Below are 13081 nucleotides of genomic sequence, written 5' to 3'. Positions count from 1 at the left end.
CGCGACGGCCTGCCGCGCATCGCCGCAGGTCTCGCCCGCGAGATCGTCGGCGGCCAGCGCTTCGCCGAGGCACTCGCACGCTATCCATCGCAGTTCGGCACGCTGTATCGCCAGTTGATCGAAGTCGGCGAAGCGTCCGGCTCGCTCGGCATCGTGCTGACACGAGTCGCCGAGCACCGCGAGCGCACCGACGCGCAGTGGCGCAAGCTGCGCGCCGCGCTCGCCTATCCGGCGGCCGTCATCCTGTTCGGGCTCGCAATCTCGGCCGCATTGATGGTGTGGGTCGTGCCGACGTTCCGGCAGATCTTCGACGGTTTCGGCGCCGCACTGCCGGCGCCGACCCGCGCGCTGCTCGCGCTGTCCTCCGCGCTGTCGGCGTGGGGCGGTGTCCTCGTTGCCGGTACGGCGGCAGCCGGTCTGACAGCACATCACGCGCTGCGGCGGTCTGCACCGCTGCGCCACGCTGTCGCGCGGCGCCTGCTGCACGCCCCGCTCGCGGGTAGCGCGCTGCGTCGATTCGCAGCCGCTCGCTGGTGCCGCTCGCTTGCGACACTGCTCGGCGCCGGCGTGCCGCTCGCCGATGCCTTCGCCACGCTCGAACGCACCGCCGGCCATCCAGTGTTCGAGCACGCCACCGCGCACATCGCAGCCCGCGTGCTGCGAGGCGCGCGCCTCGCGGACGCAATGCAGTCGGCCGGCTGCTTTCCGGACGACGTCGTGCAGCCGATCGCCGTCGCCGAGGAGACGGGTGCGCTCGACACGATGCTCGCCGACATCGCCGCGCTGTGCGAACGCCAGCTCGACGCGCGCCTCGATGCACTCGCCGCGCTCGGCGAACCGCTGATCGTGATCGTACTGGGCGCACTCGTCGGCGGCCTCGTGATCGCGATGTACCTGCCCATCCTTCAGCTCGGCAACGTGGTGTAGCATCGCAACCGATTCTGTCGCCTTTTAGTCCGAACCTTGAGCCACATGACGCCAGCGCCCCTGTCCGCCGTTACCGATTCGCCCGAGAGCACGCTGCTCGCGCTGGCGATGCTGCCGCCCGCGCTGCAGTATGCGTTCGCGGTCGTCATCGGCCTTTGCATCGGCAGCTTCCTGAATGTCGTCGTGCACCGGTTGCCCGTGATGATGCAGCGCGCGTGGCAGGCCGAGATCGATGAAGCGACCGGCAACGCGAGCGCCCCGCCCGACGACGGCTACCCGCCGCGCTACGATCTGTGGCGCCCGCGCAGTGCCTGCCCGCATTGCGGCCACGTGCTGCGCGCATGGGAAAACATCCCGCTCGTCAGCTACCTGATGCTGCGCGGGCGCTGCCGCCGCTGCGGCCACGCGATCGGCATCCGTTATCCGCTCGTCGAGCTCGCGTGCGCACTGCTCGCCGCCGGCTCGCTCGCGGCATTCGGCCCGACCGTCGCCGCGCTTGCCGCGTTCGCGCTGTGCGCCGCGCTGCTCGCGATGAGCGCAATCGATATCCGGACGGGCTACCTGCCCGACTCGATGACGCTGCCGCTCCTCTGGGCCGGGCTCGTGCTGAACCTCGGCGGCACCTTCACGTCGCTGCGCTCGGCCGTGATCGGTGCCATGGCCGGTTATCTGTTCCTGTGGTCGATCTACTGGCTGTTCAAATGGCTGCGCGGCATCGAGGGCATCGGTTTCGGCGACCTGAAGCTGCTCGCCGCGCTCGGCGCCTGGATGGGCTGGGCCGCACTGCCGCAGGTCGTGCTGTTCGCCGCGGTGACGGGCGCGATCGTCGGGCTCATCGCTACCTGGCGCGGCCGCATGCGCTTCGAGGAGCCGATTCCGTTCGGCCCGTTCCTCGCGGCAGGCGGCGTCGCGACGCTGTTTTTCGGCACCCCTTTCTATTCGGCGCTCGGAGGCTGACATGTTCGCGATTGGACTCACCGGCGGCATCGGCAGCGGCAAGACGACCGTCGCCGACCTGTTCGGCGCCCGTGGCGCGTCGCTCGTCGATACCGATCTGATCGCCCATCGCATCACCGCACCGGGCGGCCTCGCGATGCCCGCGATCGAACAGGCATTCGGCCGCGGCTTCGTTGCCGCCGACGGCTCGCTCGACCGCGCGAAGATGCGCACACTGATCTTCAGCGACGACGCCGCGCTCCGGCGCCTCGAAGCGATCACACACCCGCTGATCCGCGCGGAGACCGATCGCGAAGCGCGCGAAGCGCAGGGCCCGTACGTGATGTTCGTCGTGCCGCTGCTCGTCGAATCAGGCAACTGGAAGGCGCGCAGCGACCGCGTGCTCGTCGTCGACTGCCCGGTCGAAACGCAGATCGCACGCGTGATGCGGCGCAACGGCTTCACGCGCGAGCAGGTCGAAGCGATCATCGCGAAACAGGCGACACGCGAAGCCCGTCTCGCGGCGGCCGACGACGTCATCGTCAACGACGCGACCACACCCGACGTTCTCGCCGCGCAGGTCGATGCACTGCACCAACGCTACCTCGGGTTCGCGGCCGCCGCGCGCTGAGCATTGCACGCGATCGTGATGGCGTACGAAATTGGCGCGTTGCTAGGGTAGAGAGTGAGCATTAGAATGTCCTGCATTGTTTCAATCCCTACCCAAGAGGCGAGCGCGCTTGATTCTTTACGAGTATCCGTTCAACGAGCGAATTCGCACGCTGTTGCGCCTCGAAGATCTCTTCGAGCGCTTCGCGTTCTTTTTGGCTCAGGAGGACCCGCGTGAACACCACGTCGCGCTGACGACGCTGTTCGAAATCGCCGAGGTAACGGGCCGCGCGGACCTGAAATCGGATCTGATGAAGGAGCTCGAACGTCAACGCCAGACGCTCGCTCCCTTTCGCGGCAATCCGGGCATCGAGCAGAACGCGCTCGAAGCCGTGCTCGGCGAAATCGAGCAGACGCTCGCGAATCTCGCGCAGATGCAGGGCAAGACCGGGCAACACCTCGTCGACAACGAGTGGCTCGCCAGCATCCGCAGCCGCGCAGTAATTCCCGGCGGCACGTGCAAGTTCGACCTGCCGTCGTACTACGCATGGCAGCAGTGGCCCGCCGAGCAGCGACGCCAGGACATCGCGAAGTGGATCCTGCCGATGCTGCCGCTACGCGACGCCGTGACGATCGTGCTGCGGCTCGCGCGCGAATCGGGCCAGGCGTCGAAGGTGATGGCGATGCAGGGCAGCTACCAGCAGATGCTGTCCGGCCGCACCTACCAGTTGATGCAGGTGCGCGTGGCGCCGGAGCTGCGCGTCATTCCCGAAGCGAGCGCCAACAAATACATGCTGTGGGTACGGTTCACCATGCAGGACGGCGATGTGCGGCCGCGCGCGGTGGACATCGACGTGCCGTTCCATCTGACACTGTGCAATCTGTAACGGCCACGGGCCGGATCGCTTTCGTATGACTACCGTTGTGAAATGCCCGTCGTGCGGCGCCGAAGTGCGCTGGACGCCCGAAAATCAGTTCCGCCCGTTCTGCTCGGCCCGCTGCAAGCAGCTCGACCTCGGCGCATGGGCCGCGGAAAAGTACCGGATCGGTGGATCATCCGACGAGGGCCCCTCGTCGGAAGAAGACGGCACGGACGGCCGTCGCGACAGCTGAGCGGCGCGCGGCACCGCCCGCCAGTGATATGGCCCGCCTTTCCGGCAGGCCATCATGGCGTCAGTTCGACGCAGCTTCCTTCTCGAGCAGTTCGAGCACCGGCAGCGCGGCCGGCAGCAACGGCGCGACCTCGACCGGCAGTTGCTGCCACACGAACGCCTGCCCTTCCTTGCTGTGCGGCTCGCCCGTCCAGCCCGTCACCTTGCAGAAATAAAGCCGCACGTAGGCATGCGGATAATCGTGCTCGAGCGTGTGCCAGCGATGGCTGGCCGTGACTTCGATACCGAGCTCCTCGTGCAGTTCGCGCGCAAGCGCGTCCTCGACGCTTTCGCCGGCCTCCAGCTTGCCGCCCGGAAACTCCCAGTAGCCTTCATACGGCTTGCCTTGCAGCCGCTGTGCGAGCAGGTAACTGCCGTCCGGCTGCACCATCACGCCGACCGCGACTTCCGTCACCTTGCGGCCGTCGGGCGCGCGCACGGCGCCTTGTGCGAGATCCGTGCTCATGCCTGCTCCTTGCGGCCCGACCAGTCACGCGCAAACTGCCACGCGACGCGCCCCGACCGCGAGCCGCGCTCGAGCGCCCACACGAGTGCGTCACCGCGTGCGGATTCGATCTCCGCATCCGGGCAGCCGAAATGACGCAGCCAGTGCCCGACGATGTCGAGGTAGTCGTCCTGCTTGAACGGATAGAAGCTGACCCACAGGCCGAAGCGCTCCGATAGCGAGATCTTTTCCTCGACGACTTCGCCGGGGTGAATCTCGCCATCCGGGAGATGCTTGTACGTCTCGTTGTCGCTCATGTACTCGGGCAGCAGATGGCGGCGATTCGACGTCGCGTAGATCAGCACGTTGTCCGACTGCGCGGCGATCGAGCCGTCGAGCGCAACCTTCAGCGCCTTGTAGCCCGACTCGCCTTCCTCGAACGACAGGTCGTCGCAGAACACGATGAAGCGCTCGGGACGCTGCGAGATCAGGTCGACGATGTCGCCGAGATCGTGCAGGTCGTCCTTGTCGACTTCGATCAGGCGCAGGCCGTCCTTCGCATACGCGTTCAGGCACGCCTTGATCAGCGACGACTTGCCGGTACCGCGCGCGCCGGTCAGCAGCACGTTGTTGGCCGGCTTCCGCTGCACGAACTGCCGCGTGTTCTGTTCGATCAGCCCTTTCTGGCGATCGATGTTGTGCAGGTCGTCGAGCGTGATCGACGACACGGCCGGCACCGGCTGCAGATAGCCGCGCCCCTGGCGCTTGCGCCAGCGGAACGCGTGTGCGGCATTCCAGTCGACCGCGGCCTGCGCGGGCGGCAGCATCCCCTCGAGACGGCCGAGCAGCGCTTCGGCGCGCGTCAGAAACTGTTCAAGCTTGTCCATGTCGTTCGAACGCCCCCGATCAGGAGCGGTAATCCGCGTTGATGCTCACGTAGTCGTGCGACAGGTCGCACGTCCAGATGGTGGCCTGCGCGTCGCCGCGGCCGAGCAGCACGCGGATCGTGATTTCGCTCTGCTTCATCACGCGCTGGCCATCCTCTTCCTGGTAGGCCGGGTTGCGGCCGCCCGCCTTCGCGACGAGCACGTCGTCGAGATAGAGGTCGATCTTGTCGACGTCGAGATCCGCGACGCCCGCATAGCCGATCGCCGCGAGAATGCGGCCGAGGTTGGGGTCGGATGCATAGAAGGCCGTCTTCACGAGCGGCGAATGGCCGATCGCATAAGCGATCTGGCGGCATTCCGCGACATTCTTGCCGCCTTCGACCTGCACCGTCATGAATTTCGTCGCGCCTTCGCCGTCGCGCACGATCAGTTGCGACAGCACCTGCGCGACTTCCGTCACCACATCGCGCAGCGCCGCGTAGGCCGGCGAATCGGTCGACGTGATCGCCGGCAGCGTGCTCTTGCCCGACGCGATCAGGATGAACGAGTCGTTCGTCGACGTATCGCCGTCGATCGTGATGCAGTTGAACGAGCGGTCGGCCACTTCCTTCACGAGCGTGTCGAGCACCGGCTGCGCGACGTTCGCATCGAACGCGAGGAAGCCGAGCATCGTCGCCATGTTCGGCTTGATCATGCCCGCGCCCTTGCTGATGCCCGTCAGCGTGACCGTGTGGCCGTCGATCGTCACCTGGCGCGACGTGGCTTTCGGCAGCGTGTCGGTCGTCATGATCGCCTGCGCGGCGTCGAACCAGTTCGCGGCCTTGCGATTCTCGAGCGCGGCCGGCAGCCCTGCCTTCAGGCGATCGATCGGCAGCGGCTCGAGGATCACGCCGGTCGAGAACGGCAGCACTTGCGCCGGCTCGATGTCCGCGAGGCGCGCGAGTTCCGTGCAGGTCTCACGTGCGTTCACGAGGCCCGGCTCGCCGGTGCCCGCGTTCGCATTGCCCGTATTCACGACGAGCGCGCGAATGCCCGCGCCGCCCGCGCGCACCTTCGCCAGGTGCTCGCGGCAGACGGTGACCGGCGCCGCGCAGAAGCGGTTTTCGGTGAACACGCCCGCGACCGTCGCGCCTTCGTCGACGGAGATGACCAGCACGTCCTTGCGATTCGGCTTGCGGATGTTCGCTTCCGCCCAGCCGAGCGTGACGCCGGCGACGGGATGCAGTTGGGCGGGATCGATCGACGGAAAATTGACAGCCATGGGGCACACCTGCCGGATGGAAAATGCCGGCATGCGCCGGCATCGATTGGAAGAACCGGCGGCCGCACGCGCGGGCCGCCGCAACTCACATCACTCACTCGAAGCTGCGAACGAAGCGGCACGCGTGACGCGCGCCGCCGTCGATCATGACAGCTTCCCGTGACATTGCTTGTACTTCTTGCCGCTGCCGCACGGGCATGGATCGTTGCGGCCAACCTTCGGCATTTCGCCGCCGGGGCCGCTGTGCGTCATCGCGCTGCCGACCATGTCGGCCGTTGCCGTGGCCGCCGCGGCAGCCGCGACGTTCGCCACCGGCGCACCGGCTTCCGCGTAATCGGCGTGCTGGTACTCGACGTTCTCGAGATGACCGCCGCGCTCCTCGATCTGCTCGGCCGCTTCCTCGAGCTGCTCCGGCGACTGGATCTGCACGTTCATCACGACGCGCGTGACTTCCTGCTTGATCGCCTCGAGCATCGCGGCGAACAGCTCGAACGCTTCGCGCTTGTATTCCTGCTTCGGATTCTTCTGCGCATAGCCGCGCAGGTGGATACCCTGGCGCAGGTGGTCCAGCGCCGCGAGGTGCTCGCGCCACAGGCGGTCGACCGTCTGCAGCATCACCGAGCGCTCGAACGCGCTGAACGATTCGCGGCCGACCATCGCGACCTTCGCCTCGTACTGCTCGTCGGCGGCCGTCATCACGGCGTCGAGAATCTCCTCGGCCGTGATCGACGACGACTCGTTCACCATTTCCTGGATCGCGAGATCGAGCTGCCAGTCGTTGCGCAGCGCTTCCTCGAGCTCGGGCACGTCCCACTGCTCTTCGATGCTGCCTTCCGGTACGAACTGGCGGACGACTTCGGTAATCACGCCGTGGCGCATCGCGCTGATCGTCTCGGTGATGTCGTGCGCTTCGAGCAGCTCGTTGCGCTGCTGGTAGATCACCTTGCGCTGGTCGTTCGACACGTCGTCGTATTCGAGCAGCTGCTTGCGGATGTCGAAGTTGCGCGCTTCAACCTTGCGCTGCGCGGATTCGATCGAGCGCGTGACGATGCCGGCCTCGATCGCCTCGCCTTCCGGCATCTTCAGGCGATCCATGATCGAGCGCACGCGGTCGCCCGCGAAGATGCGCAGCAGCGGATCGTCGAGCGACAGGTAGAAGCGCGACGAGCCCGGATCGCCCTGGCGGCCCGCACGGCCGCGCAGCTGGTTGTCGATCCGGCGCGATTCGTGGCGCTCGGTGCCGATGATGTGCAGGCCGCCCGCGGCCTTCACCTGCTCGTGCAGCGTTTCCCACTCGTCGTGCAGCTTCTGGATGCGGCGCGCCTTTTCGTCTGCCGGGATCGCTTCGTCGGCCTCGATGAACGTGGCCTGCTTCTCGGCGTTGCCGCCGAGCACGATGTCGGTACCGCGACCGGCCATGTTGGTCGCGATCGTGATGCGGTTCGGACGGCCGGCTTCCGCGACGATCGCGGCTTCACGCTCGTGCTGCTTCGCGTTCAGCACCTCGTGCGGCAACCCGGCCTGCTTCAGCAGGTGCGACAGCAGTTCCGAGTTCTCGATCGACGTCGTGCCGACCAGCACCGGCTGGCCGCGCTCGTAGCAGTCGCGGATGTCGCGGATCACCGCGTCATAGCGCTCCTTGGCCGTCTTGTAGATCTGGTCCTGCTTGTCGATCCGCTTCGGCGGACGGTTGGTCGGGATCACGACCGTCTCGAGACCGTAGATCTCGTTGAATTCGTACGCTTCGGTGTCGGCGGTACCGGTCATGCCGGCCAGCTTCGCGTACATCCGGAAGTAGTTCTGGAACGTGATCGACGCAAGCGTCTGGTTCTCGCTCTGGATCTTTACGTGTTCCTTCGCCTCGACCGCCTGGTGCAGGCCGTCGGACCAGCGGCGGCCGGCCATCAGGCGGCCCGTGAATTCGTCGACGATGACCACTTCGCCGTTCTGCACGACGTAGTGCTGATCCTTGTGGAACAGCGTGTGTGCGCGCAGCGCCGCGTACACGTGGTGCATCAGCGTGATGTTCTGCGGTGCGTACAGGCTCTCGCCCTCACCGATCAGGCCCCATTCGGCGAGCAGGCGCTCGGCCTTCTCGTGGCCCGATTCCGTCAGGAACACCTGGCGCGCCTTCTCGTCGAGCGTGTAGTCGCCCGGCTTCTCGACGCCCGTGCCGTCGGCCTTCTCTTCGCCGATCTGGCGCTCGAGCAGCGGCGGCAGTGCGTTCATCCGCACGTAAAGCTCGGTGTGATCCTCGGCCTGGCCCGAAATGATCAGCGGCGTACGTGCCTCGTCGATCAGGATCGAGTCCACTTCGTCGACGACCGCGAAATTCAGTGCCCGCTGCACGCGCGCGTCGGTCTCGTAGACCATGTTGTCGCGCAGGTAGTCGAAGCCGAATTCGTTGTTCGTGCCGTACGTGATGTCCGCCGCGTAGGCCTGCTGCTTCTGGTCGTGCTCCATGCCGGACAGGTTGATGCCGACCGACAGACCGAGGAAGTTGTAGAGGCGCGCCATCCATTCGGCGTCGCGCTGCGCGAGGTAATCGTTGACGGTCACCACGTGCACGCCGCGGCCGGCCAGCGCGTTCAGGTACACGGGCAGCGTCGCGACGAGCGTCTTGCCCTCGCCGGTGCGCATTTCCGCGATCTTCCCGTAGTGGAGCACCATGCCGCCGATCATCTGCACGTCGAAGTGCCGCATCTTCAGCACGCGACGGCTGGCCTCGCGACAGACCGCGAACGCCTCGGGCAGCAGCTTGTCGAGCGACTCGCCGGCCGCGACCCGCTGGCGGAATTCGTCCGTCTTGCCGCGCAACTGGTCGTCCGTCAGCTTCTCGATCTGCGTTTCGAGCGCATTGATCGTCGTGACGGTCTTTTGGTATTGCTTGACGAGCCGCTGGTTGCGGCTGCCAAAAATTTTCTGGAGAAAACCGGTTGTCATCGGATCGGATCCTGCGTCGCAGCACCGGCGCCCGGCGCGTGTTGCGCGCCCCGACGCCCGAGCCTCGGCGGCTTAGCGAATTAGTGGACTCAAACGTCGAATTTTAGCACGCGGGAAAGCATGCGCCCGTGTCTCGGGCGGACGGGCTCTGCACGCCAACGGCCGGGCCGACGGGGCGAAAGCCGCCCGTGCCCGGGCCCGCGCGGGTACAATCGGCATCAACGTCCGCGCGCGTGCGCGCCCGAAAAATGTCTCGATGAACCGATTTTCCAAGCGTTTCGGCCCGCTCGCCCCGTATCGCCCGCAACCCGTGTCCGAAGTGCTGGGCCGCACCGACGCGTTCGCGGCGCTGCGCGCCGGCGTCGAGCAAATCGCGTCACTGCAGCGCGATCTTGTCGCGCTCCTGCCCGACTACCTGGCGAACCACGTCGAACCCGGCTTCGTGAAGGACGGGACCCTGACCCTCTTTGCCGCGCACAACGCACTGGCCGCACGGCTGCGCCAGGTCGAGCCGCGGCTGCTCGGCGATCTGCAAAAGCGCGGCTGGCCGGTCTCGACGCTGCGCGTGCGCGTGCGTCCGAAGGATGCGCCGGAGCCGCCTCACGTGAAGCAGGCGCGCATGACGTCGGTCGGCGCCGCCGCGTTGCGCGACCTGGCCGACCATCTCGAACCGTCACCGCTGCAGGACGCGCTCGCGCGGATGGCGGCCCGGCATGGCGCTAAACCGCGCTGACCATACGCGCCGCCGGCAGCGCCAGCGCCGGCCAATAAAAAAGCAGCCCGAAGGCTGCTTTTTTTATTGCTTGCGCGGAACGCAGGTCAGGCGAAGGCCGTCTGCATGTCGAACGCGAAACCCTTCGGCGCGGCTTGCGGATCGTCGAACGTGACGATCTCGTACGCATCTTCGTTCGCGAGCAGTTCGCGCAGCAGCGCGTTGTTCAGCCCGTGGCCCGACTTGTACGCCGTGTACGACGCCAGCAGCGGATGGCCGATCACGTACAGGTCGCCGATCGCGTCGAGCATCTTGTGCTTCACGAACTCGTCGTCGTAGCGCAGCCCGTCGTTGTTCAGGATGCGGTACTCGTCGAGCACGATCGCGTTTTCCATGCTGCCGCCGCGGGCCAGACCCATCTCGCGCAGCATCTCGGCCTCATGTGCGAAGCCGAACGTGCGTGCACGCGCGATCTCGCGCACATACGACGTATTCGCGAAATCGACCTCGAGTTCCTGGCCGGTCTTGTCGACGGCCGGGTGACGGAAGTCGATCGAGAATTTCAGCTTGAAACCGAAGTACGGATCGAGACGCGCGAACTTGTCGCCGTCGCGGATTTCGACCGTCTTCTTCACCTTGACGAAGCGCTTCGGCGCGTTCTGCTCCTCGATCCCGGCGGACTGGATCAGGAACACGAAGGTCGCCGCGCTGCCGTCCATGATCGGGATTTCCTCGGCCGTCACGTCGACATAGAGGTTGTCGATGCCGAGGCCGGCACACGCCGACATCAGGTGCTCGACGGTCGATACGCGCACGCCATCCTTCTGCAGCACCGACGCGAGCCGCGTGTCGCCGATCGACGTCGCCGCGGCGGGAATGTCGACGGGCGTGGGAAGGTCGACGCGGGAGAAGACGATGCCCGTGCCCGGCGCGGCAGGACGGAGCGTCAGCTCGATCTTGCGGCCCGAGTGGACACCGATACCCACGGTCTTCACGATGGACTTGATGGTGCGCTGCTTCAGCATGATGTTCTTCGTCGTGATTGAAGATATCAATCAGGAGTTATATTCGATAGGGGAGATTATAGCGTAATTCCCTATTCAGCGTAGTTTGAAACTGCGTATCAATCTGTTTCGACTGTTTACCCGCGCCGATACGGGACGGGCCGATGCCCGGAACGGAGGCGTTTCCGGTCATCAGCCCGTGTTACAACTGCCCTGAGGCCGGTGAGCAGCGTTGCCGGAAGGCAACGGCGCACCGCACGATCAGAACGTCAACGTCGCGAGAACACTCGCCGCATCGCTCACTTCGAATTTGCCCGGCGCCTCGACGGCCAGCGTCTTGACCACACCGCCGTCAATCACCATCGCGTAGCGCAGGGAACGAATTCCCATGCCACGCGCGGACAAATCCTGCGTCAGCCCCAGCGCATGAGTGAAAGCCGCGCTGCCGTCCGCCATCATGCGCACCTTGCCCGCGGTGTGCAGATCACGTCCCCATGCGCCCATCACGAATGCGTCGTTGACGGACACGCACCAGATCTCGTCGATACCCGCCGCGCGCAATTGCTCGGCGTGTTCGACGTAGCCCGGCACATGCTGCGCCGAGCAGGTCGGCGTGAAAGCGCCCGGCAATCCGAAGATCACCACCCGCTTTCCCGCAACCTGGTCGCGCACGCTGAAGGCGTTCGGCCCCAGCGTGCACCCTTCGCGCGCGTCGTCGATGTACTCGAACAATTGCGCGTCGGGCAGCGCGTCGCCCACTTGAATCATGGCTGGTCCCTCATAGCGATACGGTTTTTCAGCGTGTCGCGGACAGCACGGCCCATCCCGCCCGCTTGCGCGGAGAGGGCACGTTTCCCGGCCCGGCGTCGCAGCCGACGCGGCCTGTCGTGGTCCGTAGCATCCGTCACGCCGGCGATACCGCGGCAGTTTCGCCGCGGCTTCGCCTGTGTTTGCGTCAGTCAGCCTGCTTGCGCAGGAAAGCCGGGATGTCGTACGTGTCGACCCCCTTCTCCTGCAGCGCCTGCACGTGCGATGCCGCGGTTTCGCGCGAATTGCGCCACACCGCCGGCGTATCGAGCGCGCCGTAGTCTGCCGTGCTGACGTGATGCGCCGGTGCATAGCCGTGCGAAACCGCGCTGACCGGCTGGTTGTCCGTACCCGTGCGCAGCAGCGTCATCGGTGCCGACTGCTGCTTCTTCGCCGCACGGCCCAGACCCGTCGCCACGACCGTCACGCGCAGTGCATCGCCCATCGCGTCGTCGTACACCGCACCGAAGATCACCGTCGCATCTTCCGCCGCGTAGCTCTTGATCGTGTTCATCACTTCGCGCGTTTCCGACAGGCGCAGCGAACGGCTCGACGTGATGTTGACCAGCACGCCGCGCGCGCCCGACAGATCGACGCCTTCGAGCAGCGGGCTCGCCACGGCCTGTTCCGCCGCGAGGCGTGCGCGATCGACGCCAGCGACCGTCGCCGTGCCCATCATCGCCTTGCCCTGCTCGCCCATCACCGTCTTCACGTCTTCGAAGTCGACGTTCACGAGGCCATCGACGTTGATGATTTCAGCGATGCCTGCGACCGCGTTGTTCAACACGTCGTCCGCGCACTGGAAGCACTTGTCCATCTCGGCATCGTCGCCCATCACGTCGAACAGCTTGTCGTTCAGAACGACGATCAGCGAGTCGACGTGATCCTCCAGTTGCTGCGAACCGGCTTCAGCGACGCGCATGCGCTTGCCGCCTTCGAATTCGAACGGCTTGCTGACGACACCCACCGTCAGGATGCCCATCTCCTTCGCGATCTGCGCGACCACCGGTGCTGCGCCCGTGCCCGTGCCACCGCCCATGCCGGCCGTGATGAACACCATGTGCGCGCCGCGCAGTGCGTCGGCGATGCGCTCACGCGCTTCTTCCGCTGCCGCACGGCCCATTTCCGGCTTCGCGCCAGCACCCAGGCCCGTGTTGCCGAGCTGGATCACCGACGATGCGCGCGAACGCGACAGCGCCTGTGCATCCGTGTTCATCACGATGAAGTCGACGCCCTGCACGCCGCGGTTGATCATGTGCTGGACGGCATTGCCGCCAGCGCCGCCAACGCCGACCACCTTGATGATGGTGCCGTTGGTTTCGGTTTCCAGCATTTCGAATTCCATTGTTGCCTCCGTCAAGAGAATTACTGCTACTCGGCCGTTATTCGGCAGGAGATC

13 protein-coding genes are annotated in these 13081 nt (G+C 66.0%); 6 read left to right on the top strand and 7 right to left on the bottom strand.

The genetic code is table 11. The features are described from left to right. From G3O06_RS29295 to G3O06_RS29275, 5 genes are all read left to right on the top strand, one after another. On the top strand, positions 1–927 hold a 927-nt coding region (locus G3O06_RS29295; RefSeq protein ID WP_205818320.1), incomplete at its 5' end, for a type II secretion system F family protein. A gap of 45 nt (positions 928–972) precedes the next feature. Continuing rightward, positions 973–1884, top strand: coding sequence for an A24 family peptidase (locus G3O06_RS29290; RefSeq protein WP_205818319.1), 912 nt, complete (start codon positions 973–975; stop codon positions 1882–1884). A 1-nt stretch (position 1885) separates the two neighbouring features. Further along, positions 1886–2494: a dephospho-CoA kinase gene (gene coaE / locus G3O06_RS29285; protein WP_205818318.1), complete on the top strand. Its 609-nt coding sequence runs from the start codon at positions 1886–1888 to the stop codon at positions 2492–2494. A 109-nt stretch (positions 2495–2603) separates the two neighbouring features. Then, complete coding sequence (zapD, locus tag G3O06_RS29280) at positions 2604–3359, top strand: cell division protein ZapD (protein WP_043191449.1); 756 nt, start codon at positions 2604–2606, stop codon at positions 3357–3359. Between the two features lie 25 nt (positions 3360–3384). Next, positions 3385–3585: a DNA gyrase inhibitor YacG gene (locus G3O06_RS29275; RefSeq protein WP_027788444.1), complete on the top strand. Its 201-nt coding sequence runs from the start codon at positions 3385–3387 to the stop codon at positions 3583–3585. Between the two features lie 60 nt (positions 3586–3645). On the opposite strand, the gene G3O06_RS29270 is transcribed toward G3O06_RS29275, so the two are convergent. From G3O06_RS29270 to secA, 4 genes are all read right to left on the bottom strand, one after another. After that, a complete protein-coding gene (locus G3O06_RS29270; RefSeq protein WP_174916810.1) occupies positions 3646–4089 on the bottom strand; it encodes an NUDIX domain-containing protein in 444 nt (147 codons plus the stop codon). Then, on the bottom strand, positions 4086–4955 hold the full coding sequence (locus G3O06_RS29265) for an ATP-binding protein (protein WP_205818317.1): 870 nt from the start codon (positions 4953–4955) through the stop codon (positions 4086–4088). Before G3O06_RS29265 ends, G3O06_RS29270 begins: the two co-directional genes overlap by 4 nt. A 19-nt stretch (positions 4956–4974) precedes the next feature. After that, positions 4975–6216 (bottom strand): bifunctional glutamate N-acetyltransferase/amino-acid acetyltransferase ArgJ, encoded by a 1242-nt coding sequence (gene argJ, locus G3O06_RS29260; protein WP_205818316.1) that lies wholly within the window; start codon positions 6214–6216, stop codon positions 4975–4977. A 144-nt stretch (positions 6217–6360) separates the two neighbouring features. Further along, positions 6361–9159 carry a preprotein translocase subunit SecA gene (gene secA, locus G3O06_RS29255; protein ID WP_174916807.1) on the bottom strand — a complete coding sequence of 933 codons (2799 nt, stop codon included), beginning with the start codon at positions 9157–9159 and terminating at the stop codon, positions 6361–6363. 256 nt (positions 9160–9415) lie between these two features. Between secA and G3O06_RS29250 the strand changes: the two genes are divergently transcribed. Further along, on the top strand, positions 9416–9892 hold the full coding sequence (locus tag G3O06_RS29250; RefSeq protein WP_174916806.1) for a DUF721 domain-containing protein: 477 nt from the start codon (positions 9416–9418) through the stop codon (positions 9890–9892). Positions 9893–9978: 86 nt separating this feature from the next. On the opposite strand, the gene lpxC is transcribed toward G3O06_RS29250, so the two are convergent. From lpxC to ftsZ, 3 genes are all read right to left on the bottom strand, one after another. Continuing rightward, positions 9979–10896 carry a UDP-3-O-acyl-N-acetylglucosamine deacetylase gene (lpxC, locus tag G3O06_RS29245; RefSeq protein ID WP_011350845.1) on the bottom strand — a complete coding sequence of 306 codons (918 nt, stop codon included), beginning with the start codon at positions 10894–10896 and terminating at the stop codon, positions 9979–9981. A gap of 240 nt (positions 10897–11136) precedes the next feature. After that, on the bottom strand, positions 11137–11643 hold the full coding sequence (locus tag G3O06_RS29240; RefSeq protein WP_205818315.1) for a peroxiredoxin: 507 nt from the start codon (positions 11641–11643) through the stop codon (positions 11137–11139). A 187-nt stretch (positions 11644–11830) separates the two neighbouring features. Beyond that, complete coding sequence (gene ftsZ / locus G3O06_RS29235) at positions 11831–13027, bottom strand: cell division protein FtsZ (protein WP_021159911.1); 1197 nt, start codon at positions 13025–13027, stop codon at positions 11831–11833. Positions 13028–13081 lie beyond the last annotated feature (54 nt).

The sequence above is a fragment of the Burkholderia sp. Ac-20345 genome (genome assembly GCF_017104825.1).
In the GTDB taxonomy this organism is placed as follows: Bacteria; Pseudomonadota; Gammaproteobacteria; order Burkholderiales; family Burkholderiaceae; genus Burkholderia; species Burkholderia lata_B.
The sequence above is the reverse complement of the archived record's forward strand: the minus strand, read 5'-3'. Positions and strand labels throughout refer to the sequence as shown.

What these genes read in the sequence shown, in the direction of transcription:
- argJ (WP_205818316.1), bottom strand. Translation starts at nt 6,216, where the DNA reads ATGGCTGTCAATTTTCCGTCGATCGATCCCGCCCAACTGCATCCCGTC.
- G3O06_RS29270 (WP_174916810.1), bottom strand. Translation starts at nt 4,089, where the DNA reads ATGAGCACGGATCTCGCACAAGGCGCCGTGCGCGCGCCCGACGGCCGC.
- secA (WP_174916807.1), bottom strand. Translation starts at nt 9,159, where the DNA reads ATGACAACCGGTTTTCTCCAGAAAATTTTTGGCAGCCGCAACCAGCGG.
- G3O06_RS29250 (WP_174916806.1), top strand. Translation starts at nt 9,416, where the DNA reads ATGAACCGATTTTCCAAGCGTTTCGGCCCGCTCGCCCCGTATCGCCCG.
- G3O06_RS29240 (WP_205818315.1), bottom strand. Translation starts at nt 11,643, where the DNA reads ATGATTCAAGTGGGCGACGCGCTGCCCGACGCGCAATTGTTCGAGTAC.
- coaE (WP_205818318.1), top strand. Translation starts at nt 1,886, where the DNA reads ATGTTCGCGATTGGACTCACCGGCGGCATCGGCAGCGGCAAGACGACC.
- G3O06_RS29265 (WP_205818317.1), bottom strand. Translation starts at nt 4,955, where the DNA reads ATGGACAAGCTTGAACAGTTTCTGACGCGCGCCGAAGCGCTGCTCGGC.
- G3O06_RS29290 (WP_205818319.1), top strand. Translation starts at nt 973, where the DNA reads ATGACGCCAGCGCCCCTGTCCGCCGTTACCGATTCGCCCGAGAGCACG.
- lpxC (WP_011350845.1), bottom strand. Translation starts at nt 10,896, where the DNA reads ATGCTGAAGCAGCGCACCATCAAGTCCATCGTGAAGACCGTGGGTATC.
- ftsZ (WP_021159911.1), bottom strand. Translation starts at nt 13,027, where the DNA reads ATGGAATTCGAAATGCTGGAAACCGAAACCAACGGCACCATCATCAAG.
- G3O06_RS29275 (WP_027788444.1), top strand. Translation starts at nt 3,385, where the DNA reads ATGACTACCGTTGTGAAATGCCCGTCGTGCGGCGCCGAAGTGCGCTGG.